This is a genomic window from Micromonospora sp. NPDC048170, assembly GCF_040652795.1.
Taxonomy (GTDB): domain Bacteria; phylum Actinomycetota; class Actinomycetes; order Mycobacteriales; family Micromonosporaceae; genus Micromonospora.
In genome coordinates, this window is the sequence record NZ_JBEZMR010000019.1 from 66,445 (window position 1) to 88,995 (window position 22,551).

Annotated in this window: 16 protein-coding genes; 11 read left to right on the top strand and 5 right to left on the bottom strand. The window is 73.0% G+C overall.

All coding sequences use genetic code 11. The features are described 5' to 3' along the window. The first annotated feature begins 63 nt into the window (after positions 1-63). The 3 genes from AB0D32_RS21945 to AB0D32_RS21955 all read left to right on the top strand — a co-directional run bounded on the left by AB0D32_RS21945 (position 64) and on the right by AB0D32_RS21955 (position 4,064). A complete protein-coding gene (locus tag AB0D32_RS21945; RefSeq protein WP_357093054.1) occupies positions 64-1,116 on the top strand; it encodes an ABC transporter ATP-binding protein in 1,053 nt (350 codons plus the stop codon). Further along, positions 1,113-1,952 carry an ABC transporter permease gene (locus AB0D32_RS21950; protein WP_357093057.1) on the top strand — a complete coding sequence of 280 codons (840 nt, stop codon included), beginning with the start codon at positions 1,113-1,115 and terminating at the stop codon, positions 1,950-1,952. The genes AB0D32_RS21945 and AB0D32_RS21950 overlap by 4 nt, the downstream gene beginning before the upstream one ends. A 705-nt stretch (positions 1,953-2,657) precedes the next feature. Continuing rightward, positions 2,658-4,064, top strand: coding sequence for a glycosyltransferase (locus tag AB0D32_RS21955; protein ID WP_357093060.1), 1,407 nt, complete (start codon positions 2,658-2,660; stop codon positions 4,062-4,064). Positions 4,065-4,128: 64 nt separating this feature from the next. On the opposite strand, the gene AB0D32_RS21960 is transcribed toward AB0D32_RS21955, so the two are convergent. After that, complete coding sequence (locus tag AB0D32_RS21960) at positions 4,129-7,014, bottom strand: AAA family ATPase (RefSeq protein WP_357093063.1); 2,886 nt, start codon at positions 7,012-7,014, stop codon at positions 4,129-4,131. A gap of 639 nt (positions 7,015-7,653) precedes the next feature. Continuing rightward, a complete protein-coding gene (locus tag AB0D32_RS21965; RefSeq protein ID WP_357093066.1) occupies positions 7,654-10,515 on the bottom strand; it encodes an AAA family ATPase in 2,862 nt (953 codons plus the stop codon). Between the two features lie 1,243 nt (positions 10,516-11,758). Here AB0D32_RS21965 and AB0D32_RS21970 point away from each other — a divergent pair. Further along, positions 11,759-13,135, top strand: coding sequence for an AMP-binding protein (locus tag AB0D32_RS21970; RefSeq protein WP_357093069.1), 1,377 nt, complete (start codon positions 11,759-11,761; stop codon positions 13,133-13,135). Positions 13,136-13,177: 42 nt separating this feature from the next. Here the strand turns inward: AB0D32_RS21970 and AB0D32_RS21975 are convergent, their stop codons facing one another. Continuing rightward, positions 13,178-13,654 carry a cold shock domain-containing protein gene (locus tag AB0D32_RS21975; protein WP_357093072.1) on the bottom strand — a complete coding sequence of 159 codons (477 nt, stop codon included), beginning with the start codon at positions 13,652-13,654 and terminating at the stop codon, positions 13,178-13,180. Between the two features lie 170 nt (positions 13,655-13,824). On the opposite strand from AB0D32_RS21975, the gene AB0D32_RS21980 reads away from it, so the two are divergent. Next, positions 13,825-14,487, top strand: a complete 663-nt coding sequence (locus AB0D32_RS21980; protein WP_357093075.1) for a 4'-phosphopantetheinyl transferase superfamily protein — start codon at positions 13,825-13,827, stop codon at positions 14,485-14,487. A 60-nt stretch (positions 14,488-14,547) separates the two neighbouring features. Here the strand turns inward: AB0D32_RS21980 and AB0D32_RS21985 are convergent, their stop codons facing one another. Beyond that, a complete protein-coding gene (locus AB0D32_RS21985; protein WP_357093078.1) occupies positions 14,548-15,957 on the bottom strand; it encodes an acyl-CoA synthetase in 1,410 nt (469 codons plus the stop codon). 231 nt (positions 15,958-16,188) lie between these two features. Here AB0D32_RS21985 and AB0D32_RS21990 point away from each other — a divergent pair, with 231 nt between their 5' ends. The 5 genes from AB0D32_RS21990 (at position 16,189) to AB0D32_RS22010 (ending at position 19,726) form a co-directional block, all read left to right on the top strand. Then, positions 16,189-16,863 carry an HAD-IA family hydrolase gene (locus AB0D32_RS21990; RefSeq protein ID WP_357093081.1) on the top strand — a complete coding sequence of 225 codons (675 nt, stop codon included), beginning with the start codon at positions 16,189-16,191 and terminating at the stop codon, positions 16,861-16,863. 277 nt (positions 16,864-17,140) lie between these two features. Beyond that, positions 17,141-18,082 carry an ABC transporter ATP-binding protein gene (locus tag AB0D32_RS21995; protein ID WP_357093084.1) on the top strand — a complete coding sequence of 314 codons (942 nt, stop codon included), beginning with the start codon at positions 17,141-17,143 and terminating at the stop codon, positions 18,080-18,082. Continuing rightward, positions 18,079-18,816 (top strand): ABC transporter permease, encoded by a 738-nt coding sequence (locus AB0D32_RS22000; protein ID WP_357093086.1) that lies wholly within the window; start codon positions 18,079-18,081, stop codon positions 18,814-18,816. Before AB0D32_RS21995 ends, AB0D32_RS22000 begins: the two co-directional genes overlap by 4 nt. 259 nt (positions 18,817-19,075) lie before the next feature. After that, the gene (locus tag AB0D32_RS22005) at positions 19,076-19,321 is read left to right on the top strand and encodes a DUF5988 family protein (RefSeq protein WP_357093089.1); all 246 of its coding nucleotides are present in this window, start codon (positions 19,076-19,078) and stop codon (positions 19,319-19,321) included. Positions 19,322-19,342: 21 nt separating this feature from the next. Then, entirely contained in the window at positions 19,343-19,726 is a 384-nt protein-coding gene (locus AB0D32_RS22010; RefSeq protein WP_357093092.1) for a VOC family protein, read from the top strand. A 396-nt stretch (positions 19,727-20,122) separates the two neighbouring features. Here the strand turns inward: AB0D32_RS22010 and AB0D32_RS22015 are convergent, their stop codons facing one another. Continuing rightward, positions 20,123-21,361, bottom strand: a complete 1,239-nt coding sequence (locus AB0D32_RS22015; RefSeq protein ID WP_357093095.1) for a helix-turn-helix domain-containing protein — start codon at positions 21,359-21,361, stop codon at positions 20,123-20,125. Positions 21,362-21,445: 84 nt separating this feature from the next. Here AB0D32_RS22015 and AB0D32_RS22020 point away from each other — a divergent pair, with 84 nt between their 5' ends. Next, on the top strand, positions 21,446-22,537 hold the full coding sequence (locus tag AB0D32_RS22020; RefSeq protein ID WP_357093098.1) for a ferredoxin reductase: 1,092 nt from the start codon (positions 21,446-21,448) through the stop codon (positions 22,535-22,537). Positions 22,538-22,551 lie beyond the last annotated feature (14 nt).

A 22,551-nucleotide genomic window follows, 5' to 3' on the forward strand; every position in this document is an offset into this window, starting at 1 on the left:
ATTGCCCCCTATCGGCGTACGCACATCTATCGGACCGATGATCCAGGACGGGAGCATGACGACGTGGACGAGGCAGTGGTGGTCACGGAGCTGGTCAAGCAGTACCAGCCCAACATGCCACCGGCGGTGGGCGGGCTGAGTTTCTCCGTCGCTGCCGGTGAGGTCTTCGGACTGCTCGGGCCGAACGGCGCGGGCAAGACGACGACGATCGGAGTGCTGACCACACGGGTGCGGGCCACGTCCGGCCGTGCTCAGGTGTGCGGCGCGGACGTGATCGGCGCGCCGGCTGTCGCCCGGCAGCTGCTGGCGGTCGTCCCGCAGCGGGTGAACCTGGACCGGGCGCTGACCGTCCGGCAGAACCTGTTGTTCCACGCGGCGTACCACCGGGTGCCCCGGGCGCAGCGCATCCGCCGGGCGGACGAGTTGCTGGAGCAGATGGGTCTCAAGGAGCACGCCAACTCCCGTACCGACTTCCTTTCCGGCGGCCTCGCCCAGCGCACGATGATCGCCCGGGCGCTGATGCACTCGCCCCGGGTGCTCTTCCTCGACGAGCCGTCCGGCGGCCTCGACCCCCAGTCCCGGCTCTTCGTGCACGACCGGATCGCCGAGCTGAAGCGGGCCGGGGTGACCGTGGTGGTCACCACACACGACATGGACGAGGCGGAGAAGCTCTGCGACCGGGTCGGCATCGTCGACCACGGCAAGCTGCTCACGTTGGACACCCCCGCCGCGCTGAGGCGTACCCTGCCGGGCAGCAGCACGCTGACCCTCGTGGTGACCCCCGGCGCCTCCGCCGAGGAGGTGCGTGCCGCGCTCGACGGGATTCCGGACGTGGAGCGGGTGGAGCACTTCCGGGCGAGCGGCCCGGCACCCGCCGCGGCGCCGACGTTCCCCGGCATGCCGCCGATGCCGATGCCCGCGCCGGCACCCGAGGCACCCGTCGACCCGGACGCCCCGCTCTCCTTCCGGGTCTACACCAGCACCCAGCCGGCCAACGCCATCCCGATGGCGATGAAGATCCTCGCTGACCTGGGCTGCGAGGTCCGTGACCTCAACATCGGCCAGCCCAGCCTGGAAGATGTCTTCATCCACCTGACCGGAAGGGAACTACGGTGAGCGTCGCCGCCCCCGCCACCCCGTCCGCGCCGTCGTCGGCCGCGGCGCCGCCGCCGGTGCGTGCGCTGGACCAGTTCGCCACGTTCCGCGCGGTGCTCTCGCGGGACCTGTTCGTCACCGGCCGGGAGTTGGTCGGCTTCCTGCTCCAGGTCTTCATCCAGCCGCTGTTCATGCTGCTGATCTTCGGCAAGGTGCTCGGCAACCTGGGATACGCCAGCGAGAGCTTCACCAACGTGCTGCTGCCCGGTGTCATCGCGCTGAACGCCTTCCTGATCGGGCTGGAGAACACCGCGCTGCCGATGATGATGGACTTCTCCTTCACCCGGGAGATCGAGGACCGCCTGCTGTCGCCCATGGCGATTCCGCTGGTGGCGTTGGAGAAGATCGTCTTCGGTGGCATCCGTGGGTGGATCGCCGGCATGGTGCTGATCCCGGTCGGCATGCTGATGCTCGGTGTCACCTGGCCCTGGGCGGTGGTGCTCAAGGTGATCGGGGTGCTGGCGATCGGCGCGCTGGTCGGTGCCGCGGTGGGCCTGGCCTTCGGCACCCTGGTGCCGACGCAGCACATCCAGATCATGTTCACCGTGGTGATGACCCCGCTCATGTTCACCGGCGCGACCCAGTTCCCGCTGCTCGGCCTGGACTCGCTGCGCTGGTACCAGGTGGTCTGCTCGCTCAACCCGCTCACCTACGTCAGCGAGGCGACCCGGTCGCTGGTCGCCCCGCCGGGGGTCGAGTCGCTGCCGCTCTGGCTGTGCATGGTCGTGCTCACCGGGGTCTTCGTGGTGTTCTCGGCAATCGGCATGCGTGGCTTCATGCGCCGTTCCATGGACTAGGCGAAACGCGCCGAAAACTGTCGATGCTGTGGCGTTGTTTCCCCTGACGAAGGAGCCTTCCTTTCCGGCGAGATAGGTGTTGACCCGGCGGGGCCCCGCGTAATTCCGGCCCAGCCGTTCACCAGTCGTCGTCACCTGTCCGTCGCACTGTTCCGGTACGCCCGATGGCCCGAGTCGCTTCCGCGGCTCGGGCCATCGGCGTCGAACGGGTCGGCGCCACCAGCACCGGCGGCTGCCACAGCCTGGGACGTCGGCGTCGAGCAGGCCACCCCACATGCCGATGGAGGCGGGCCAGCCCCACGGCCGGTGGGCGGCGGGCAACCGCGCGCCACCGGCGGACGGGCCATGTACCGCGAGTGGGGAAAGGAATGCACGCGCCTTGCCGCACCCGTAAGCCATTGACCAGCGCATATGGACTGCGGAGTCGCTTCGTCCAAGAAAATCGGTAAAAACCAGCCTCTAAAGCAAGCATCTTCGTGCGGGCCGTGGCAATGTGTATAGACAGCGGTGGCTGATGGTTGAGGCCGTCCCGGAGGGGCGGCCTGCTCATCATGGCCTCGCTGACCCTTTTTCACCGACATATCTCGATGGCCGGCCCCACCGCCCGACTGAACGGCTTCACGAACAGCCCGCCGGCGGGGCGTACTCCAGGTGGGACGGCGCGGGTCGCCGAACAGGCGGGAAGGAGTGGCGGGGACGGTGGTCATGACCGGAGATGACTGCGACCGGGCGGTGCTGGTGGTCGCGTACAACAGTGCGGGGATGTTCAACCCGCTGCTCAGCATCGTGGGCGAGTTGAAGGCTCGGGGCGTCGGAAACGTCTGGTTCGCGTCGACAGAGGATCGCCGGGGGGACGTCGAGGGCCTGCGCGGCCCGGGCGAGGTCTCGTTCGTCTCGCTCGGCCCGGCCCGCCCGCAGTCGTCACCGGACGCCTGGGACGATGCGACGCACCGGATGCTGACCACCGGCGACCGGGCGAACGCCTTCGCCCGGTACCTCGACGTCAGCACCGACTACGACCACATGCAACAGCTCTACCGGCGCTGTCTGGAGATCATCGACGAGGTCGGGCCGGCGCTGGCCGTGGTGGACAGCCTCACCACCTGGGCGATGGACGCGGCGCAGACCCGGCAACTGCCCTTCGTGGTCAGCATCTCGCTGCCGCCGTCCAACTTCCTCCAGGAGCAGTTGCCGCCCCGCTACCCCGTCCCGTTCTCCGGGCTGCCGGAGCGGATGACCCCCCGACAGCAGGCGGCCAACGCCGCCTTCCGGAACCGGCTGGTGCGGGCGTTGATGGAGCCGGAGCGGCTGCGGCGAAGCCTCGCCGCCGTGGACACCCGCAAGGCCGCGGGCATCCGCAACCCGGAGATGCGCCCGGCGGGCTACGTCGAGGCCGCCGCGGCGCTCATGGCGTACACGGTCTTCGGCTTCGAGTATCCGTTCGCGACCGCCCCGGCGAAGTTGCGGATGCTCGGGCCGGTGGTGCCCCGGGAACTGCCGCCGGCCGACGGCGACGACGCGCTGACCCGGTGGCTCGACGAGCACCCCTCGGTGGTCTACGTCGGGTTCGGCACCATCATGCGACCGTCGCGGAGGCAGGTGGAGGCGATCGTCGAGGTCGCCGAACGGCTCGGGCCCGAGCATGCCGTGCTGTGGAAACTGCCCGCGCGCCAGCAGCACCTTCTCCCACCGGCGGACCGGCTGCCGGGCAATCTGCGCGTGGAGGCGTGGGTGCCCTCGCAACTGCGGGTGCTGGCCCACCCGCACGTGCGGGCCGTCTTCAACCACGGCGCCGCCAACGCCATCCACGAGGCCGTCCACTTCGCCGTACCGCAGCTGGTGATGCCGTTCTGGCTGGACTGCCCCGACGGCGCGGCACGCGCGGTCGACAGCGGGGTGGCGCTGAGCGTCGAGCGTGCCGACTCGCTGAACGTCGCGGACATCCTCGCCAAGCTCAGGCGGCTGTTGGGCGACGACTCGTTCCGGTCGCGGGCGGAGCTGTGGAGCCGGCGGATGCGGCAGGCCGGCGGGGTCGCCGCCGCCGCCGATCTCGTGCTGCGGCACCGCGACGGGACGGCGGCCCGCCAGAGCGTCGGGCTGGCCGTCGGTTGAGCATCCGGCTGTCGTACGCGCCGCAGGGGCGCGGCGGGTGAACACCGCGCCCCTGCGACACACCTCAGGTCGTGGCGCCCTGGGTCTCGTCGGCCAGCGCCTCGGCGTACGCGACGAGCCGGGACGGCAGGTCCGTGCGCCGCTTCACGTCGAGCTTGCGGTACACCCGGGTCAGGTGCTGCTCGACGGTGCTCACGGTGATGAAGAGCTTGCTGGAGATCTGCCGGTTGGTGTGTCCCTGGGCGGCCAACGCGGCCACCCGACGTTCGGCGTCGCTCAGCCCGTCGTCCGGCTCCTGCATCTCGACGGTGGCCGGGTACGCGGGCAGCCCGCCGCCCGGCTCCCGTCGGATCAGCCGCTGGGCCAGCACCGACGCCCCGCAGTCCTGGGCGAGCTGGTAGGCCCGGCGGACGAGCAGCCGGGCCCGGGCGGAATCCCCGGCCCGTTGCAGCGTCTGACCGGTGTCGCCGAGAGCCCGGACGAGTTCCAGCCGGTCACCGCTGGACTGGAGCAGGTTGACCGCTTCGGAGAGCAGCTTGCGCCGGTGGTCCTGGGCGGCGGTGGTGGCGAGCAGCCGAAGCGTCCGGCCCCGGGTCCGGTCGTCGACCCCGTGCGGCACCCGCAACTGTTCCTGGAGCAGCTGCGTGGCCTGCGCCTTGTTGCCGACGCTGAGCTGCACCCGGGCCAGCTCCAGCCGCCACGGCACCAGCCCGGCCGCGTCGATGCCCCAGGTGCGCATCAGCTCACCGCACCGCCGCAGGTCGGTGGTGGCGGCGTGTGGCCGCCGCACGGCCAGGTGGTGCCGGGCCCGGGCGGCCAGGTAGTGCAGGCCCAGCGGGGTGCGGAACATGCCGGGCGGGACCGGGTGGGCGAGCCACCGGTCGGCCTCGGCGAACCGGCCCGCCTCGGTCGCGCAGGCGATCAACGTGGCCAGCGGGCCCGCGACCGCCACCCCCCAGGCCGGGGCGGGCATGTCTTCCAGGGCCGCCCGGGCGTGGTGCTCGGCGCCGGGCAGGTCGCCGATGCGCAACGCCGCCTCCGCCCGGACCGCCCGGATGACGGCCCGCCACACCGGGGCGTGCTGGGCGGCCGGCCGGCCGAGCAGCACCTCGCCCCAGACCGCGACCCGGTCGGACCGGCCCGCCCAGAGCAGCGCCAGCAGGGGAGCGGTCAGCAGGCCCAGCGTGCCGTCGTCCGTGTGGTGGCGCTGGAGGAGTTGCTCGGCGGTCGCCACGGTGTCGTTGTCCGCGGCCGGCGTCAGCGCGGTGCCGAGCACGGTCACCGCCTGGAGCAACGGGCTGATGGTGGCCGGCGCGCTCGCCGTCCGGCTCCAGGCGCTCGGGGTCTCCCGCACGTCGGGCAGTTGGTCCGGGTGGGAGAGGGAGACCAGCAGCTGCATCATCCGCAGGCGACCGGCCTGGCCGGCCGAGCCGTGCTCCTCGTCGCAGGGGGAGGCGCTGACCGCCTCGGTGGCCTCGTCCACCCGTCCCTGCCAGAGCAGGTAGGGCACGGCGGACAGGCCCGCGTCGGTGGACCATCCGGCGGCCCGCGCCGTCTCCACCAGCTCGGTCAGCTTCCCGTTCACGGTCAGCGGGTTGACCTGCCAGCGGGCACTCACCAGCATCTCGGTGGTGGCGGCCCGCTGCCGCTCGTCCGCCGGCGCGCGGGAGACCAGGCGCAGGCAGGCACCGGCCACGTCGGGCCGGCCCGACGCCAACGCGTGCCCGGCGGCGTCCTGGAGCACCGGTACCACCCAGGACGCGTCCGCCCAGCCGGCGGCCACGAGATGCTCGGCCACGACGCTCGGTTCGGCGCCGTGGTCGTGCAGCACCTCGGCGGCGCGCTGGTGCAGGCTCCGCCGTTCGTCGGGCGACATGTCGCCGAGGATCGAGCGCAGGATGCGCGGGTGACGCAGCTGGTCGGACTCCATCAGACCCGAGGTGCGCAGCACCCGTACCGCGGGGACCGTGGACTCGGGCACCACGTCGAGGAGGTGGCCGAGCAGTTCGGTCGGCGCGGGCCGGTTGAGCACCGCCAGCGCCTGGGCCACCCGGCGTACCCCCGGCTCGTGCCGGTAGAGACAACCGAGCACGGCCTGGTCGAACCCGTCACCGACGGCCGTACCGCAGTCGTCGCCCAGCTCGCCGCTGGCCTGCTCCTCGATCAGTGCCCGGGTGAGCAACGGGTTGCCCCCGGTCATGTGCAGGCAGCGTTCCGCCGTCCTCCGGGCGTCGGCGGCGTCGGCCTCGCCGCCGACCAGCCGGGCGATGGCGTCGACGGTCAGCGGTGGCAGGCTGATCCGGGAGAAGTGCGGCTGGCTGAGCAGTTCGGCCCGGAACAGCGGGTGCGGCGGGCGCAGCGTCGACGCCTCGGCGAGCACGACCATGATCCGGGCGTGACGCAACCTGCGGGCCACGTAGAGAAGGCAGTGCAGCGAGGCCGGGTCGGCGTGGTGCACGTCGTCGACGACGAGGACCAGGGGGCCGGTGCCGGTCAGGTCGAGCAGGGTGGCGAAGAGACCGTGGAGCAGGGGGGCCCAGGCCCGGTCGCCCTCGGCCGCCTCACCGCCGGGCTCGGGCAGGGGTACGGCGGAGGCGGCGTCCCGCATCAGCGTCTCGACCCGCGCCGCCGCCTCCGGCGAGAGTCGGGCACTGTGGAACAGTTGCCCGACCACTCCCAGGTGGAGACCGCGTTCCGCCCTGGAACCGGCGGCGCTCATCACCTGTCCGCCGGCGGCTGCCGCCCACTCGCCGAACGATTCCAGCAGGCTCGTCTTGCCGCTCCCCACGGCGCCGGTGACCAGCCCGACGTGTCCGCGCTGCTGCTCCTCACACGCTCGAAACGCGCGCCGGAGGCGGGTTGTCTGTTCCTCTTGCTGCACCAGCACCAGCACCAGCGTGTGCCCTTCTCGTACGCGGCGCGCAACCGGGTACTCCGGTGTTGCCGACACCGCCCCCCCCTGCCGGACGGCCGCCCCTGAACCCGCGTCTGTCGGGTAGGGGTGGAAACGCATCGGGCCGCCGTGCCGGGTGGAGCCTGGAAATTCTTCGCCGGACCGGGCTTCTCGCCGTACGGTCCGCGTGTTCAGGCGAGTCTGGCACCGGCACGGTGGTGCGACAACGGGCACGAGACCCCATCGTTTCGCGCACAAACCTGCGGATCTGATCCGCTGTTAGGGGTTGCGCGAATCGTCTTGAGGGGTGTCGGAGTCGGCCTGGCGGGGGAGGCGGCGACCCGATGAGCGGGAGGTGTCGGGTGTGCAAACCGATGGTGTCATACCGCGCGTCCCCGCGCATGCCCGTCGGCACGGACCGTGGCCGGAAGCGAACGCCCGGCAACCGCGGGCGGGCGAAAGGCGCCGACTGGTGACGGGCCGGCATCGCGCTGCCGGTGCGGCGGCAACGACCGAGGCACACGCGGAGTCCGAGGCCGAACGGTCGGCGGACACGGGAGTCGACGCCGGGCTCGGCCGGCCGGGACGGGCGCGGGCCGGCGACGGTCGGGCGAGGCGCGGGCCAGGTGGCCGGTCAGCCGGGACGAAGCCCGGGTGGACGGTCAGCGGAGACCGGGCCCGGCCGGCCGGCGCCCGTCAGCGCGGTCGCGGTCCAGGGGGCCGACGCCCCGGGGCGTCCGGGCCGCGCGGCGGGTCCAGGACAGTCGCGCCGGCTCGGTGCAGCCGCAGTCGGACGGCCAGCTCGCTGCGCGAGTTGACGTCCAGCTTCCGGTAGATCCGGGTCAACCGCTGCTCGATGGCGCTGACCGTGAGGAAGAGCTTCTCGGCGATCTCACGGTTGGTGTGTCCCTGGGCGGCCAGGGCGGCCACCCTGGACTCGGCGTCGTTGAGCCCGTGCACCACGACCGTCGTGTCGGGACGGCCGTCGTCGGTACCGCCTCTGCCGGTGGAGACGCTGGGCCGCAGCATCGGGATGCCGCACTCCTCGGCGAGCGCCCGGGCCGCCCGGGTCGCGATGCGGGCCTGCCTCCGGTCGCCGACCTGCTGGTAGGCGTGACCGAGGTCGGTCAGGTTGTGCGCCAGCTCCATCCGGTCGCCGCACTGCCGCAGCAGCCGGACGGCGCTGCGCAGGTGCGGGATCCGGTCCGGTCCGTCCTCGGTGGCGGCCAGGACCCGCAGGGCGGCGGCCCGGTAGCGGACGTGGACGGGCCGCAGCCGGGCCAGTTCGTCGCGGACCAGCTTGCCGGCCTGCTGGCGGCGGCCCATCCGGAGCAGCGACCGGGCCGACTCCGTCCGCCACGGGACGAGGCCCGAGAAGTCCAGCCGCCAGCGGTTCATCAGCTGCCCGCAGAGCTGGAAGTCGGCAAGCGCGGCCTCCGGGTTTCCCGCGGCGAGGGCGTGTGTCCCACGGGCGTGCAGGTAGTGCAGCCCGATCGGGGTCTCGAACATCGCCGGTGGCACCGGCACCTGGAGGCAGGCCGCCGCCGCGTCGAGTTCGTCCATGAAGGTGAGGGCCCGCATCCGGACGGTGAGCGGTATCCCGATGACCACTCCCCAGCTCTTCGGCGAGAGCTGGTTCAGCGCCTCCTCGGCCAGCTTCTCGGCTCGGGGCAGGTCACCGCGCCGTCCGGTGACGGCCGCCCGGAGGGCCGCGAGCGTCGCCGACGGGGTGGGGTGGCGCGGGGTGGCCGTGTTGCGGCCCAGCCGGTCGCACCAGTCGTCGGCCAGGTCCAGCCGGTCGGCGTAGATCATGGCGATGAGGGCGCAGATGGCGTTCCACATGTTCGGTTCGTCGTCCAGCCCGGTGGTCGACAGCGCCCGTTCGGCCTGCTCGACCGCGGCGGCGTCACCGCGTACGAGCACGGCGGAGAGCAGGGTGGCTCCCGCGAGCCCGCGCTTGACCCTGGCCAGGGTGAGCGGGTCCCGGGCGGCCGCGGTGGGCGCGGGGCGGTCGACCATCACCCCGGGGTAGAAGGTCGACATCCAGCCCGTGGTGACGAGCCGGTCGGCTGCGGACCGCGGATCGGTGGCGTCGGCCCGTTCGCTCAGGTGGTCGACGAGTTCGACGGCCCTGTCGACCTCGCCGTGCCAGAGCAGGTACTGGATGGGGCCGGCGGCCTGCTGGCTGCCCAGGTGCCCCGCGCGGATGGCGGAGACGACGCCCACCAGGTGCGGGATCGCGGCCTGCGGGTCGAGCCGCCACTCGGCACGCGCCAACGCGGAACGGATCCGCGCCCGCAGGCACTCGCCGACGCGGCCCCGGTTCGCGCGGCGCAGGTACCGCAGGGCGGTCTCCACCTCCCCGTCGAGCAGCGCCTGCTCGCCGGCGTCCAGCAGGGTCTGCGCCATCCAGGGCTCGGCCAGCTCGTCGACCCCGACCAGGTGTGGCGCGATCCGGGCCGGGGTCGCGCCGTCCTCGTGCAGCAGGCCAGCCGCCTCCAGGTGCAGCCGTGCGCGTTCCTCGGCGGTCATCCCGTCGATCACGGCCTGGCCCACCGCCGGATGGCACAGCCCCTGTTCGCTGATCAGTCCGGCGCTGGTCGAGCCGTCGATCGCGCCCAGCGCGGCCCGTGACCCGACGTCGACGAGGTGCGGCAGCAGGTTGCCGTGCAGCGGCTCGCCGGTCACGGCGAGCACCCGGGCGGCGTTGAGCACCAGGTGGTCGCAGCGGTACAGGCAGCTCAGCACGGCCTCGCGGAACGACTCCCCGGCCACCGGGTGGTCGGTGGGCCGGGGCGCGGCGGCCTGGTCCTCGGCGAGCGCCTGCACCAGCAGCGGATTGCCGCCGCTGATCCGGTGACTCTCCTCGGCGATGGTCCGGGCGACCGGGATGCCGAGTCGTCGGGCGAGTAGCTGGAAGGTCCCCTCGGCGGTGAGCAGCGGGATCCGGATGCGGTGCAGCCTCGCGGGTTGCAGCAGTTCGGCGTGGACCTCCGGACGCCAGGGCCTGGTCCGCGGCGCCTCGGTGAGGATGACCAGCACGGGTAGGCCGGAGATGCGTCGGGCCAGGTAGTCGAGACAACGCAGCGACGGCACGTCGGCGTGGTGGACGTCGTCGACCGCGATGACCAGCGGCCCCTGCGCGGTCATCTCGAGCAGGGCCCCGCCGATCGCGGCGGTGGCCCGGGCCGTTTCCTCGTGGTCCGTGTCGCCGGCGTCGGCCCAGGTCAGGGTGCCCGCGTCCAGCAGTCGGCCGAGGCGGGTCCAGGTGTCCGGGCTGCCGGCCCCGCTCAGCGGCGCCATCCGGAGGAGTTGGCGGATGACCTCCAGCGGGACGGCGCGTTCGGCGCGCGAGGCGCTCGCGCTGAGGACGCGCGCCCCGGACTCGCAGGCCCGCCGGGCGATGGTCTGCAACAGCGTGGTCTTGCCGGAGCCGACCGGACCGGTCAGCACGGTCATCGTCCGGCCGGTGGGGGTGGGGGTGGTGCCGGTCCGGAACAGGTCCGCGAGCCGGCGTTCCAGCAGGCTGAGCTGGCACGACCGCTCGGTCAGCTCCATCGACGCGGCCCCCGACGGAGCGTGCGGCCCGTGGTCGCCGGACGCGCCACCCGTCCTGCGCGGCCCTGGAGTTCGACGAAATCGGAGACCGGCAACTCTCGACCCATTCCAGTTTTGGCAAATATTGACGACCGTCGAGCGCGACTGGGGAACCATCGACCAACTTGACCGGCTGGTGACTCCGGGTTGCGGTCCCACCAGCGTCGGCGACAATTCTCCGGCCTCTTCCGGGTTGGTTTCCCCCTATCGACCGCCGTGATGGTGGGAGTATGGCAGTTCGGCAATTGGGCGGCAAGCCGGGGTTTGTAAAGGATAGGCAAACATCGGTTTTCGGTGCCGGCGCGGGTCGGGCCGGCCCTTCGGTGCGCGGTTGACAGCAGAAAGTCGCCGGGTGGATCCGTAACGTGACAGGATTGCCCTCGCGGTCCGTAGATCCCGCTTTTCCGGCCCTCTCGGCGATTGGCGGGCGCGGTTCTGCGTGCTAGGCGCCCGGTCTGCGTTCCGCCGTCGTCGCGGCAGGCTCTGGTCCGGTCGGCTCGGCTGAGGGTTGTGGCTGTCCCCGGAGGGTGGGCCAGCCTGGCGGCTCGACTCCGGGGGCCGCCCCGGCCCTGGCGGGCGGGTCGACGGTTGCGAAATATTCTCTGTTTTTGCCGGGTAATGCGTCGTGGGTGCCCGAAGTGCGACTGCGGGCTGTCCGGGTCGGGCTGGCGGGCGAAACCCTCATTGGATGTCACCCGCTCCTCGATTCGGACCTTTGGGAAATTAAGCGATTATGTTGTTAAAAATGAACTATGCGCCCAGAGGTCTGTCGGTGGTTGTCGACATTCCGGGCCGGTTGGCGGAAGCCGCGAAAACAACGGGCGGTCCGATACCGATGTCCTGTCGATTCCTTCCGCGCTGGTCTGCAATTCGGCCGCAGCATCGGCTCCATTGTCTGCCATTCGGGCGGAATCGTATCCTGCTGCTGTCGTCCGCCAGTGGAAAGGGTGGCCGGACCGCCCGCCACCGAGAGTGGAGCGAAATTGCGTCCTACCTGGCCTGCCGGCTGTCGGCAGGGGACCCTGGCCGGGCGGCTAGGGGTTGTGCCGGGCGATAGCGCGGCCTAATTTCGGGGCATCCGCTTCCACGTCGGGACAGCCGGATATTGGGGCCGTGCGGCCCCATGACCTGAAGGGCTCTGTGGCGCCGTGATGTCCCAGTTGCTGCCGCGACTCGTCGACGCACTCCGCCGGGGATAGCGGAGATGACGCTGCTGCCGGCGCTGCGGGGATCGGGTGCGGACCGGGCCGATGCGGTCAGGGTGGCCGGCGGCACACTCTCCAGTGAGGCCCTGGTCGGCTGCGTCACCGCGGTCGCCGACCGGATCAGGGGCGCTGTCGCTGTCGCGGTCGACGGCACACCGACGCTGGAGACGGTGGTCGGAATGCTCGGCGCCCTCCACGCGGGCGTCCCGCTCGTACCACTGCCTCCCGACGCCGACGAAAGCGAACGGGTCCGCATCCTGCGGCAGTCCGGGGCGACGGTCCTCCTCGGCCGGAACACGTCTGGCACGCACCAGTTGCCCACGATCCCGGTCGACCTGCGCCAGCGTTCCTCGACGCACCATCCCGAGCCGGCACCGGGCACCGACGCGGTCATCCTCTACACCGGGGGCGCGGGCGGGCCATCTCGCGGCGTACGCATCTCGCGTCGCGCCATTGCCGCCGACCTCGACCTGCTGGCCGACGCGTGGCGGTGGAGCCGCGAGGACGTCGTGGTCCAGGGCGCACCGCTCTTCCGGGCGTACGGCCTGGTCGTCGGCCTGCTCGGTGCGTTGCGGGTCGGCAGCCGCTTCGTCCACCTCGACCGCAACGCCGCCGCCGGGCCGATCGGCACCATGTACCTGGCGTTACCCGCGCAGTGGGCGAAAATCGCGTTGAACACCCCCTGGGCCCGGTCGCTGTCCGCGGCGCGGATCCTGATCTCCGCGGACGCCCCACTGGCCGCCGCCGTGGCGGAACGGCTCCGGCTGCTCACCTCGCACTCGCCGGTCCAGGCGTACGGCACGACCGAGACCCTCGTCGCGCTGACCCGGCGGGCCGACGACCCCGCGGTCGCCGGTGCCGTCGGCACCCCCCTGCCCGGCGTGGAGACCCGGCTCCTCGACCACGAGGACCGGCCGGTGCCGGCCGACGGCGAGTCGGTCGGCGAGTTGAGCGTCTGCGGGCCGACGCTGTTCAGCGGCTACGTCGAGGGCGGGCGGAGCGCCGACGGTCGCTGGCACGCCACCGGCGACCTGGCCACCGTCGCCGCGGACGGATCCCACCGGATCATCGGGCGGCGAGGTCTCGACGTGGTGCACAGCCAGGGCCGGCGGGTGCACGCCGGGCAGGTCGAGGAGGCACTGCTGAGCCACCCCGGGGTCCGGGACGCCGCGGTCGTCGGCACGCCACACCACGCGCTCGGCGAGCAGGTCACCGCCTACGTCGTCGCCGAGGGGCTGACCGCGCAGACGCTCATCGACCACGTCGGGCGGTACCTCTCGGCGTGTCACCGTCCCCGTCGGGTGCACTTCGTCGACGAGTTGCCCCGCAGCGCGCTGGGCCGGATCAGGAAGTCGGTGCTGATCGCGGCCGGCTGAGCGCCTGCCGGGGCCGAGGCTGCGCCACCGGGGCGACCCCGGTCAGCCCTCCACCCAGCCGTGCCGTCGGGCCAGGTCCAACATCCGAGCGCGGACGGCCACGATCTGCGCCCCGGTCAGGTCCGACACGGAGGTCACCAGCGCCTCGGTGGTCTCCGCGTAGAAGGCCCGCTCGGAGAGCACGTCGCACAGGCCCTCCTCGTCGTCCGCCCCGCCGCTGGTCTGTCCGCTGTCCCGACTCCGCCCGCCGGCGACAGCCACACCGGCCCGAGCCGGTGCGGCCCCGGCCGTCCCGGGCCGCTCCGCTCCCGCGGGAACGCCGATCACCCGTACCAGCACAGCCTTGGGACCGCGGTCGGTCTCCACCGCGTCGTACTCCACCGGGACACCGGGTGCCAGCACCCACTTGTCACCGTCCAACATGTTCGCGTGCACGAACACGTCGTCGCTGCCGTCGTCAGGGGCGATGAACCCGTAGCCCCGCACGTCGTCGAACCGCACCACCTTGCCAGTGAGCATCGCTTTCCCGCATCCATCCGACCAATCCGCGTGCCCCGCCCGTGGGATCGGGGGCACCCCCAGACTGGCAGCCGCCCGCGCGGCCCGGCACCCGTACCTGACCCCTATGGTGCACCGTACCGCCGGCGTGGTGACGGCGAGGGTCGACGCAGCGCCTAGCATCGGCGAACGTGATCGAGCAGATCCTGCCCTCCGCCGTGGCGGTGGCCGAGTCCTTCACCGACCCCGCCGGCCTGACCCTGTTCCCCGAGGAAGAGGCACTCGTGGCCCGGTCGGTGGAGAAGCGCCGCCGGGAGTTCACCACCGTGCGGCACTGCGCCCGCCTGGCCCTCGACGAGCTGGGCCTCGCCCCGGTGCCGATCGTCTCCGGCGCCCGGGGCGCCCCGGTCTGGCCGGGCGGAGTGGTCGGCAGCATGACGCACTGCGAGGGTTACCGGGCCGCGGTCCTCGGCCGTACGGCGGCGTTCGCCACCCTCGGGGTGGACGCCGAGCCGCACGCGCCGCTGCCCGACGGGGTACTGGACGCGATCGCCCTGCCGGCTGAGCGGGTGCGCACCGCCACGCTGGGCGCCGCCCACCCGTCGACCTGCTGGGACCGCCTGCTGTTCAGCGCGAAGGAGTCGGTGTACAAGGCGTGGTTTCCGCTCACCGGCCGGTGGCTGGACTTCTCCGAGGCGGACATCGTGATCGACCCGGCCGGGACGTTCGAGGCCCGACTGCTGGTGCCCGGGCCGGTGCTCGGCGGGGAGCCGGTGACGGGCTTCGCCGGCAGGTTCCTGGTCGAGCGGGGACTGGTGGTCACCGCGATCAGCATCCCGGCGGTCACCGGCTGAACGACAGCAGCGGCCGGCCCGACGGCCCGGCCGCTGCTGTCGTCGGCCCGCCGTCGGGCCTCAGTCCGTCGTCAGCCTGGTCTTCTGCACCTTGCCGAGGGCGTTGCGGGGCAGGGCGTCGACCAGGCGTACCTCCCGTGGCCGCTTGTGCGCCGAGAGGTGCCGGGCCACGAAGTCGATCAGCTCCGGCCCGTCCACCCCGTCGCCCACCACGTACGCGGTGACCTGCTGGCCGAGGTCGGGATGCGGGGTCCCCACCACGGCGGCCTCCCGGACCCCCGGGTGCGCCAGCAGGGCATCCTCCACCTCGCCCGCGCCGATCCGGTAGCCACCGCTCTTGATCAGGTCGGTGGACGCCCGGCCGACGATCCGGTGCCAGCCGTCCGGGTCGATCGTGGCGACGTCCCCGGTGCGGAACCAGCCGTCGGGGGTACGGCTCGCCGCGTCGGCGTCCGGACGGTTCAGATACCCGTCGAAGACCGTGGGACCGCTGACCTGGAGTTCGCCCATCGCCGCCCCGTCGGCCGGGAGCGGGGCACCGTTCTCGTCGACCAGCCGCGTCCGCACCCCGGGCAGCGGCAGCCCGACGGTGCCCGGCCGCCGCGGGCCGTCCGCCCGGGCACTCACCGTGATCAGGGTCTCGGTCATCCCGTACCGCTCGACGGCCTGGTGGCCGGTGAGCGTGGCGAGGTCCGCGAAGACCGCCGCCGGGAGCGCCGCGCTGCCCGAGACGAGCAGCCGGGCCGGGCGCAACGCCCGAGCCGCGTCCGGGTCGGCGGCGATCCGGGACCACACCGTCGGTACGCCGAAGTACACCGAGCCGTTGGCGGCCGCGTACCGGTCGGGACGCGGCCGGCCCACGTGGTGCAGCCGGCTGCCCAGCCGTAGCGGCCCGAGCACGCCGAGCACCAGCCCGTGCACGTGGAACAGCGGCAGGCCGTGCACCAGCAGGTCGTCCGGCGTCCAGGCCCAGGCGTCGGCGAGCCCGTCCAGGCAGGCGGCGACCGCCCGGCGGGAGATCACCGCGCCCTTCGGGGCGCCGGTGGTGCCGCTCGTGTAGAGGATCAACGCGGTGCGGGCCGGGTCCGGCTCGGGGTGGGTGGTGTCCGACCGTCGGGTCAGGTCGATCGGCACGACCGCCCGGCCCGTGCTCCCGGCGGAGCGCCGCGCGCCGGTCGGGACCAGCAGCGCCGTGGCCCCCGAGTCGCGCAGGATGTGGTCGCGCTCCATCGGCCCGGCGTCCGGCGGCACCGGCACCACCGCCGCTCCGGCGGTCAGCGCGCCGACCACCCCGACCACGGTCTCCAGGGTCGACGTGGCCTCGATCGCCACATGGTCGACGCCGCGCAGCTCGTCGGCGACCGCCGCGGCCATGCGGCGCAGCTCCACCCAGGACACCGCCCGGTCGTCGACCCGGATCGCGTCCGGACGCTCGTCGGTGCCTGTCGAGAGCCAGCTCAGCAGCGGCATGGTGCGACCCTTTCCAGCGGCTCGGACCCGGGCCGACCCGACCGGCGTGCCGCGGCACCGGACGCCGGGCACCCGGGACGACGGTAGGGTCGGTGCGGCGCCGGTGGGTCCAGGTGGGCGCGGTGTGTCGCGGCGGCGGGTCCGGGACGACGGTCCTGACCGTAGTCGGGCGTCCCCCGCCCTGCCACCCCTACCGGCCGGCGCGGGACGGGCGTACGAGAGGTGGCGTCGGTGATCGGGGAGGCGACGGGTCGGGCGCAGGTGTCCGGCGGTGTCCGGGCCGTGGTGCTCGACCTCGACGGGGTGCTGGTCGACAGCCTCGCCGTGGCCAGGGAGGCGTTCGCCCTCGCGTACGCCGAGGTGGTGGGCGACGGCGTCGCCCCGGTCGACGAGTACTGCCGCCATCCGGGCCGGTACCTGCCCGAGGTGTTGGAGCTGATGGGCCTGCCGGCGGCGCTGGCCGAGCCGTTCGTCAGGGAGAGCAACCGCCTCGCGCACCGGGTGACCCCGGTCGACGGGGTGCCGGAGCTGCTCGGCACCCTGCGCCGGCGGGGAATCGGGCTGGCCGTGGCCACCGGCCGCAGCGGGGTGCGCGCCCGGGACCTGCTCGGCCGGCTCGGCCTGCTGCCGCTCGTCGACCACGTGGTGGGCTCGGACGAGGTGCCCCGGCCGAAGCCCGCCCCGGACATCGTGCGACGGGCGGTGCGCCTGCTCGGGGCCCGGCCGGCGCAGGCGTTGATGGTCGGCGACGCGCCCAGCGACCTGGCCAGCGCGCGGGCGGCCGGGGTGGTGGCGGTGGCCGCGTTGTGGGGCGAGTCCGACGAGGACACCCTGCGCGCCGCCGGCCCGGACGTCGTCCTGACCCGGCTGGACGAGCTGCTGGCGTTCTGCCCGGCCCGTCGGTGACCGGCCCGTATCGACGGACACCTGCGGTAACCGGCCAACACCCCTGTCTGCGCGGCACGCCGCCGCTCGACACCCCTGTCCCGTGTCGTTTCCCGGTTCGATACCCCCGATTCGTCAGCTGATCAGTTGATTCGCGCATCGGTTGGCCGGATGATGTCGGGCGTCGGTCGGCCGGTGCCGGTCGGCACCGGCCCGTTCCCGCAAGCCGACGCCGCGATCCGCCGAGGGGTCCCGCCCTTCCCGACGGCAACCCGCACGTGAAGGAGGACCACGCCCAATGCCGGTCATCGAAGTCGATCATCTGCAGAAACGGTACGGCGAGAAGATCGCGGTCGAGGACGTCTCCTTCACCGTCGAACAGGGCGAGATCTTCGGCGTGCTCGGTCCGAACGGGGCCGGGAAGACGACCACCGTCGAGTGCGTGCAGGGGCTTCGCCGCCCCGACGGCGGCACCATCCGGGTGCTCGGGCTCGACCCGATCCGCGACCGCACCGAGGTGCGACAGCGCGTCGGCGCCCAGCTCCAGGAGAGCCAACTGCCGGACAAGGTGCGGGTGTGGGAGGCGTTGGACCTCTACCGGTCCTTCTACCGCAAGCGCGCCGACATCGACGAGCTGCTGACCGACCTGGGGCTGGCCGAGCAGCGCAACACCTACTTCCAGAAGCTCTCCGGCGGGCAGAAGCAGCGGTTGTCGGTGGCCCTGGCGCTGGTCGGGATGCCGGAGGTCGCCATCCTCGACGAGCTGACCACCGGGCTGGACCCGCAGGGCCGCCGGGACACCTGGGACCTGGTCGAGCGGATCCGCGACCGGGGCGTCACCGTCGTGCTGGTCACCCACTTCATGGAGGAGGCGGAGCGCCTCTGCGACCGGCTCGCGATCATCGACCAGGGACGGGTGGTGGCCATCGACAGCCCGGCCGGCCTGCTCACCCGGGTCGGTACGGAGCACCGGGTGCACTTCCGGCCCGCCGCGCCGGTCGAGGACGCGCTGCTGCTCGCGTCGCCCGACGTGACGGGAGTGTCCCGCGACGGCGAGGAGGTGACGGTCACCGGCACGAAGGACGTGCTCCAGTCGGTCATGTCCGCGCTCAACGGGAGCGGGATCAGCTACTCCGCGCTCCGGGTCGAGCAGCCCAGCCTCGACGACGCGTTCGTCTCCCTCACCGGCCGTTCGAGCCGGACCGCCCCGCAGTCCCCGACCGCCGGGAGGCCGTCGTGAACGCCCTGTCCAAGCTGATCACCGTCGAGATGAAGCTGTTCCTGCGGGAGCCGGTGTCGCTGTTCTTCGTCTTCGCCCTGCCGATCGGCCTCATGCTCGTCTTCGGGCTGCCGCAGCGCGCCGGTACGGCCGCCGACACCGGGCAGCACGCCGAGCAGACCTTCCTGCCGTCCCTCGCCCTGGCCCTGACGATCGGGATGCTCGCGCTCTTCACCCTGCCGATGGCACTCGGCATCTACCGGGAACGCCGGGTGCTGCGCCGCCTGGCGACCACCCCGGTGCAGCCCGCCCTCCTGCTGGTGGCCCAGGTCGTGGTGAACCTCGTGATGGGCGTCCTCGGCGCGGTGGTCACCGCATTCGCCGTACGGTTCCTGCTGGACCAGCCGGCACCGGCCAACGTGCCCGGGTTCGTGCTGGCGTTCCTGCTCGCGGTGGCCTGCCTCTTCGCCGTCGGGCTGCTGATCGCGGCGCTGGCGCCGTCCGCCCGGGCTGCCCAGTCGATCGGCCCCGCACTGTTCTTCCCGCTGCTCTTCCTGGCCGGTGCCTGGTTGCCCCGCGACCGCATGCCGGCCGCCGTGGCCCTCATCGCCGACTACTCGCCGCTGGGTGCCACGGTGGACACGCTCGGTGCGGCGTGGGCGGGCGCCAACCCGGAGTTGCCGCAGCTGATCGCCCTGGCCGTGACGGCCGTGGTCGGTTGCGTGGCGGCCACCCGCTTCTTCCGCTGGGAGTGAGCGCTCCCCGCGTCGACGCCTGTCGGCGCGGGGACATCGTCGCTGCCCACGGCCGGTTCCTAGGGGTGTGCTAAGGGTGTTGGTCCAGTGTGACCTGGATTACGTTCGAGAGCAGAACGGGCGGCCGGTCACCGGACAGCGACGTCCGACCGAAGCGTTCGTTCCCCCCGGCAACGGGTGTCGTCAGGCCTGTGCGGACGCGTCCGCCGCCACGCGGCGGGCTCGTCCGAGGTGTGCGGAATGCGACGGAGGTCGTGCCATGAATGACGTTTCGCAAGCTGGTTCGGTCACCCGGGACGCCGTCGGCATCATCGACGTCGTCCTGGAGGGAGGCCCGGTCGATCTGCCGGCCGACCTGCGCAGTCGCCGGGTGGCGCGCGCCGAGGAAAAGATCAAGGTCCTGCACTACGGCGGGTACGAGCACTTCGAACGGGGCGCCTTCCCGGAGGCGGTCGGCCTCCCCGTGGTCTTCCGCTGGACCGGTCGGACCCGGATCGCCGAGTAGCGGAAGGGCGGTACCACTGCCATGAGGGCACAGCGCCACCTGCCGGAGCAGCCACATCTCAACGTCAGCGACACGGCCGAAGCCATCGCCTTCTACACGGACGTCTTCGACGCCGTCGCGATCGAACGGGAGTGCCTGCTCGACGGCCGCGTGCTGCACGCGGAGCTGGCCGTCGGCGGCCACCGCCTCACGGTGAGCGAGTGGCACGAGGCGGGGGCGTCGGCCGCCGCCGAGAGCCGGGACGACGTGTTGACCATCGAGCGGGCCGACCCGGAGTCGGTGCTGCGGCGGGCGGTGGCCGCCGGCGCCCGCGTCGAGACGCCGGCGGACCCGTCGCACCAGGTGGCGCTGCGCGATCCCGCCGGCCTGCGCTGGAGCGTCGTCGGCCCGCAGCGGGCGGCGTAGGCGAATCTTCCGCGCGCGGTCCAGGCCTCGGCGGGCGCGTCCCGTCGCATTGTCGGGCTCGGTGACGAGAATGGGCCCGCGCTCGCCGAGCGCGGGCCCTTGGCACGGTTCGGAAAATCCGTTCGGACAGCGGTCCCGTGCCCATTCCGGGATGTCCCGGTGCCGGTCACCAAGTTGGCCCACGAGACGGAGCAGTCGCAGGAAAGGCATCGGGGGCGGGCCGCAATGTCGACGCCATCTCCCCAATCCCCGTTGTCGGCTGCGGAATTGGCCCTCACCTGACCCCTGGGCGGTCGCAGCGTCGGTGTTTCCGGCCCTGCGACAACTGCCGTGCGCGGGAGGTACGCCTATGCCCGGCATTCGGCCCCCGCATCACCGCGGAACGAGGAAATCCGGTCAGGACGGTGACTCGTCGGCCTCGGTCCGGGGCGGATAGGCCAGGGCCAGCGTGAGGTCGAGGACGGTCGCCGGATCGGTGAGGCGCTCGCCGTACAGCTCGCGGAGCTTGCCCATCCGGTAGCGGACGGTCTGCGGGTGCACGAAGAGGTCGGCGGCGACGTCGTCGCGCCGGCCCTGGTGCAGCAGCCAGGAGCGCAGCGTCTCGGTGAGCCGGTCGGCGGTGCCGGGCGGTAGCGGCGCCAGCGGTGCCAGGACCCGGGCGCGCAGGTCGGCGAGCCCCTCCGGGTCGGTGCTCAGGACCAGCTCGGCGAGGTGCTCCTCGGTGTCCAGCGCCGGTCCGTCGTCGGCCGGGCGGAGGCCGAGCGACAGGGCCCGGACCACGCGCTGGTAGGAGGAGGCCACCTGGGCCCAGGGCCGGGCGGGGCCGAGCACCGCGCGGCGTCCGTGCAGCACCCGGGCGAGCTGTCGCCGCCGGTCGCCGTGCGTGTCGGGCACCAGGAGCACCGCCAGGTCCTCGCCCGCCCCGCCCGCCGGCGGGTCGTCGCCGCTCTCCAGGGTGTGCGGGTGCAGCCGCGCGAGCGCCGCCCGGAGGTTGGCCCGGGGCAGCAGGACGACGGTGAGGGTCTGCGGCGGGGGCCAGTCGGCCGACTCGGCGCTGCGCAGCAGCACCTCCTCGGCTTCCCCGGCGAGCAGGCGCTGGGTGAGCCGTTCCAGGTTGCGGCGGCGGGCCCGCCCGACGCTGGCCAGCTCGTCGGCGTGGCCGGCCACGCTGGCGGCGGAGAGCTCGTCGATGTACGCGAACAGCAGCTCGGCGAACTCGGCGACGGTGGCGGCGGACAGCCCGCCCTGCACGGTGGTGGTGGACATCTCCCGCCAGGAGACCCGGGCGCCGACGCGGTAAGCGGCGAGCAGGGCGTCCATGCTCCGGCCGGAGCGCGCCTCGCCGCTGCCGAGGGCGTACGCGGCCTCCAGCGCGCCGACGAGCGGGGTGCTCGGGTCGCCGCCCTGGCAGCGCCCGATGAGTTGGAGGAAGGTGCCGAGCGCGATCTGCACCGCCGTCTCGATCTTCTCGCGCATCTGGCCGGTCAGGGTGCCGGAGTAGCTCGGCACCTCGGCGGTGATGGCGGTCACGGTGTGCTCGGCGAGCAGGGGCAGCCGGTCGTGCAGGGCGCCGGCCACCTCGGGGTCCAACTCGAGCCGGGCCGCGCGCCGGGTGGCCTTCGAGCGTTCCGACACGCTTGTTCCCTCCGCACAAAAAGCCTCGTTCGGTTCACCTTCGCAGGTCAAGATTTTATGCCATTCTGCCGCGACTATCGAATCATGACCACCACCGTCCCGAACCCCTCCGGGAAGGCGGCCCTCCGGGGCCGGATCCTTCGGCTGGCGGCGTCGATCACCACCCCGCTGCTGCCCGACGACTACCTCGACCTGGTCGCCCCGCTGCGCTCCGGTGCCGACCTGCGCGGCCGGATCCTCGCCGTACGCCCCGAGACCGCCGACGCGGCGACGCTGGTGATCCGGCCCGGCCGCGACTGGCGCGGACACGCCCCCGGCCAGTACGTCCGCCTCGGTGTCGACGTCGACGGCGTACGCCAGTGGCGGGCCTACTCGGTCACCTCGGCCCCGGCACGCCGGGGCGGGCCGATCTCCGTCACCGTCAAGGCGATCCCCGACGGGGTCGTCAGCAATCACCTCGTCCGCCGGGCGCGGCCCGGGACGGTGGTCCAGCTCGACCAGGCCCAGGGCGACTTCGTGCTGCCGGGCCGGCCGCCGGCCCGGGTGCTCTTCGTGACCGCGGGCAGCGGCGTCACCCCCGTGATGGGGATGCTGCGCGCCGACGTGCTGGGCGGCGCCGACGTCGTCGTGGTGCACTCGGCACCCACCTCCGCCGACGTGATCTTCGGTGTCGAGCTGCGGGGCCTGGCCGAGCGGGGCGCGATCCGGCTGGTGGAACGGCACACCGACAGCGACGGGCTGCTCACCGTGGACGACCTCGACCGTCTCGTGCCCGACCACCTCGACCGGGAGACCTGGGCCTGCGGCCCCGTCGGCCTGCTCGACGCCCTGGAGGAGCACTGGACGGCCCGGGGCCACGGCGACCGGCTGCACACCGAGCGGTTCCGGCCCACCGTCATCTCGCCCGGTGAGGGCGGCACCGTCACCTTCGCCCGCTCGGGCGTCACCGTCGACGCCGACGGCGCCACCCCGCTGCTCGACGCCGGCGAGAGCGCCGGGGTGCTGATGCCCTCGGGCTGCCGGATGGGCATCTGCTTCGGCTGCGTCCTGCCGCTGCGCCAGGGCGCGGTCCGGGACCTGCGCAACGGGGACCTGACCACGGCGGTGCCCGGCGACGGCGTCCTCATCCAGACCTGTGTGTCGGCCGCGGCCGGCGCCTGCGACATCGACCACTGACCGGAGTACCTGAC

What these genes read in the sequence shown, in the direction of transcription:
- AB0D32_RS21985 (WP_357093078.1), bottom strand. Translation starts at nt 15,957, where the DNA reads ATGCCGCTGCTGAGCTGGCTCTCGACAGGCACCGACGAGCGTCCGGAC.
- AB0D32_RS21975 (WP_357093072.1), bottom strand. Translation starts at nt 13,654, where the DNA reads ATGCTCACTGGCAAGGTGGTGCGGTTCGACGACGTGCGGGGCTACGGG.
- AB0D32_RS21995 (WP_357093084.1), top strand. Translation starts at nt 17,141, where the DNA reads ATGCCGGTCATCGAAGTCGATCATCTGCAGAAACGGTACGGCGAGAAG.
- AB0D32_RS22010 (WP_357093092.1), top strand. Translation starts at nt 19,343, where the DNA reads ATGAGGGCACAGCGCCACCTGCCGGAGCAGCCACATCTCAACGTCAGC.
- AB0D32_RS21965 (WP_357093066.1), bottom strand. Translation starts at nt 10,515, where the DNA reads ATGGAGCTGACCGAGCGGTCGTGCCAGCTCAGCCTGCTGGAACGCCGG.
- AB0D32_RS22020 (WP_357093098.1), top strand. Translation starts at nt 21,446, where the DNA reads ATGACCACCACCGTCCCGAACCCCTCCGGGAAGGCGGCCCTCCGGGGC.
- AB0D32_RS22005 (WP_357093089.1), top strand. Translation starts at nt 19,076, where the DNA reads ATGAATGACGTTTCGCAAGCTGGTTCGGTCACCCGGGACGCCGTCGGC.
- AB0D32_RS21955 (WP_357093060.1), top strand. Translation starts at nt 2,658, where the DNA reads ATGACCGGAGATGACTGCGACCGGGCGGTGCTGGTGGTCGCGTACAAC.
- AB0D32_RS21970 (WP_357093069.1), top strand. Translation starts at nt 11,759, where the DNA reads ATGACGCTGCTGCCGGCGCTGCGGGGATCGGGTGCGGACCGGGCCGAT.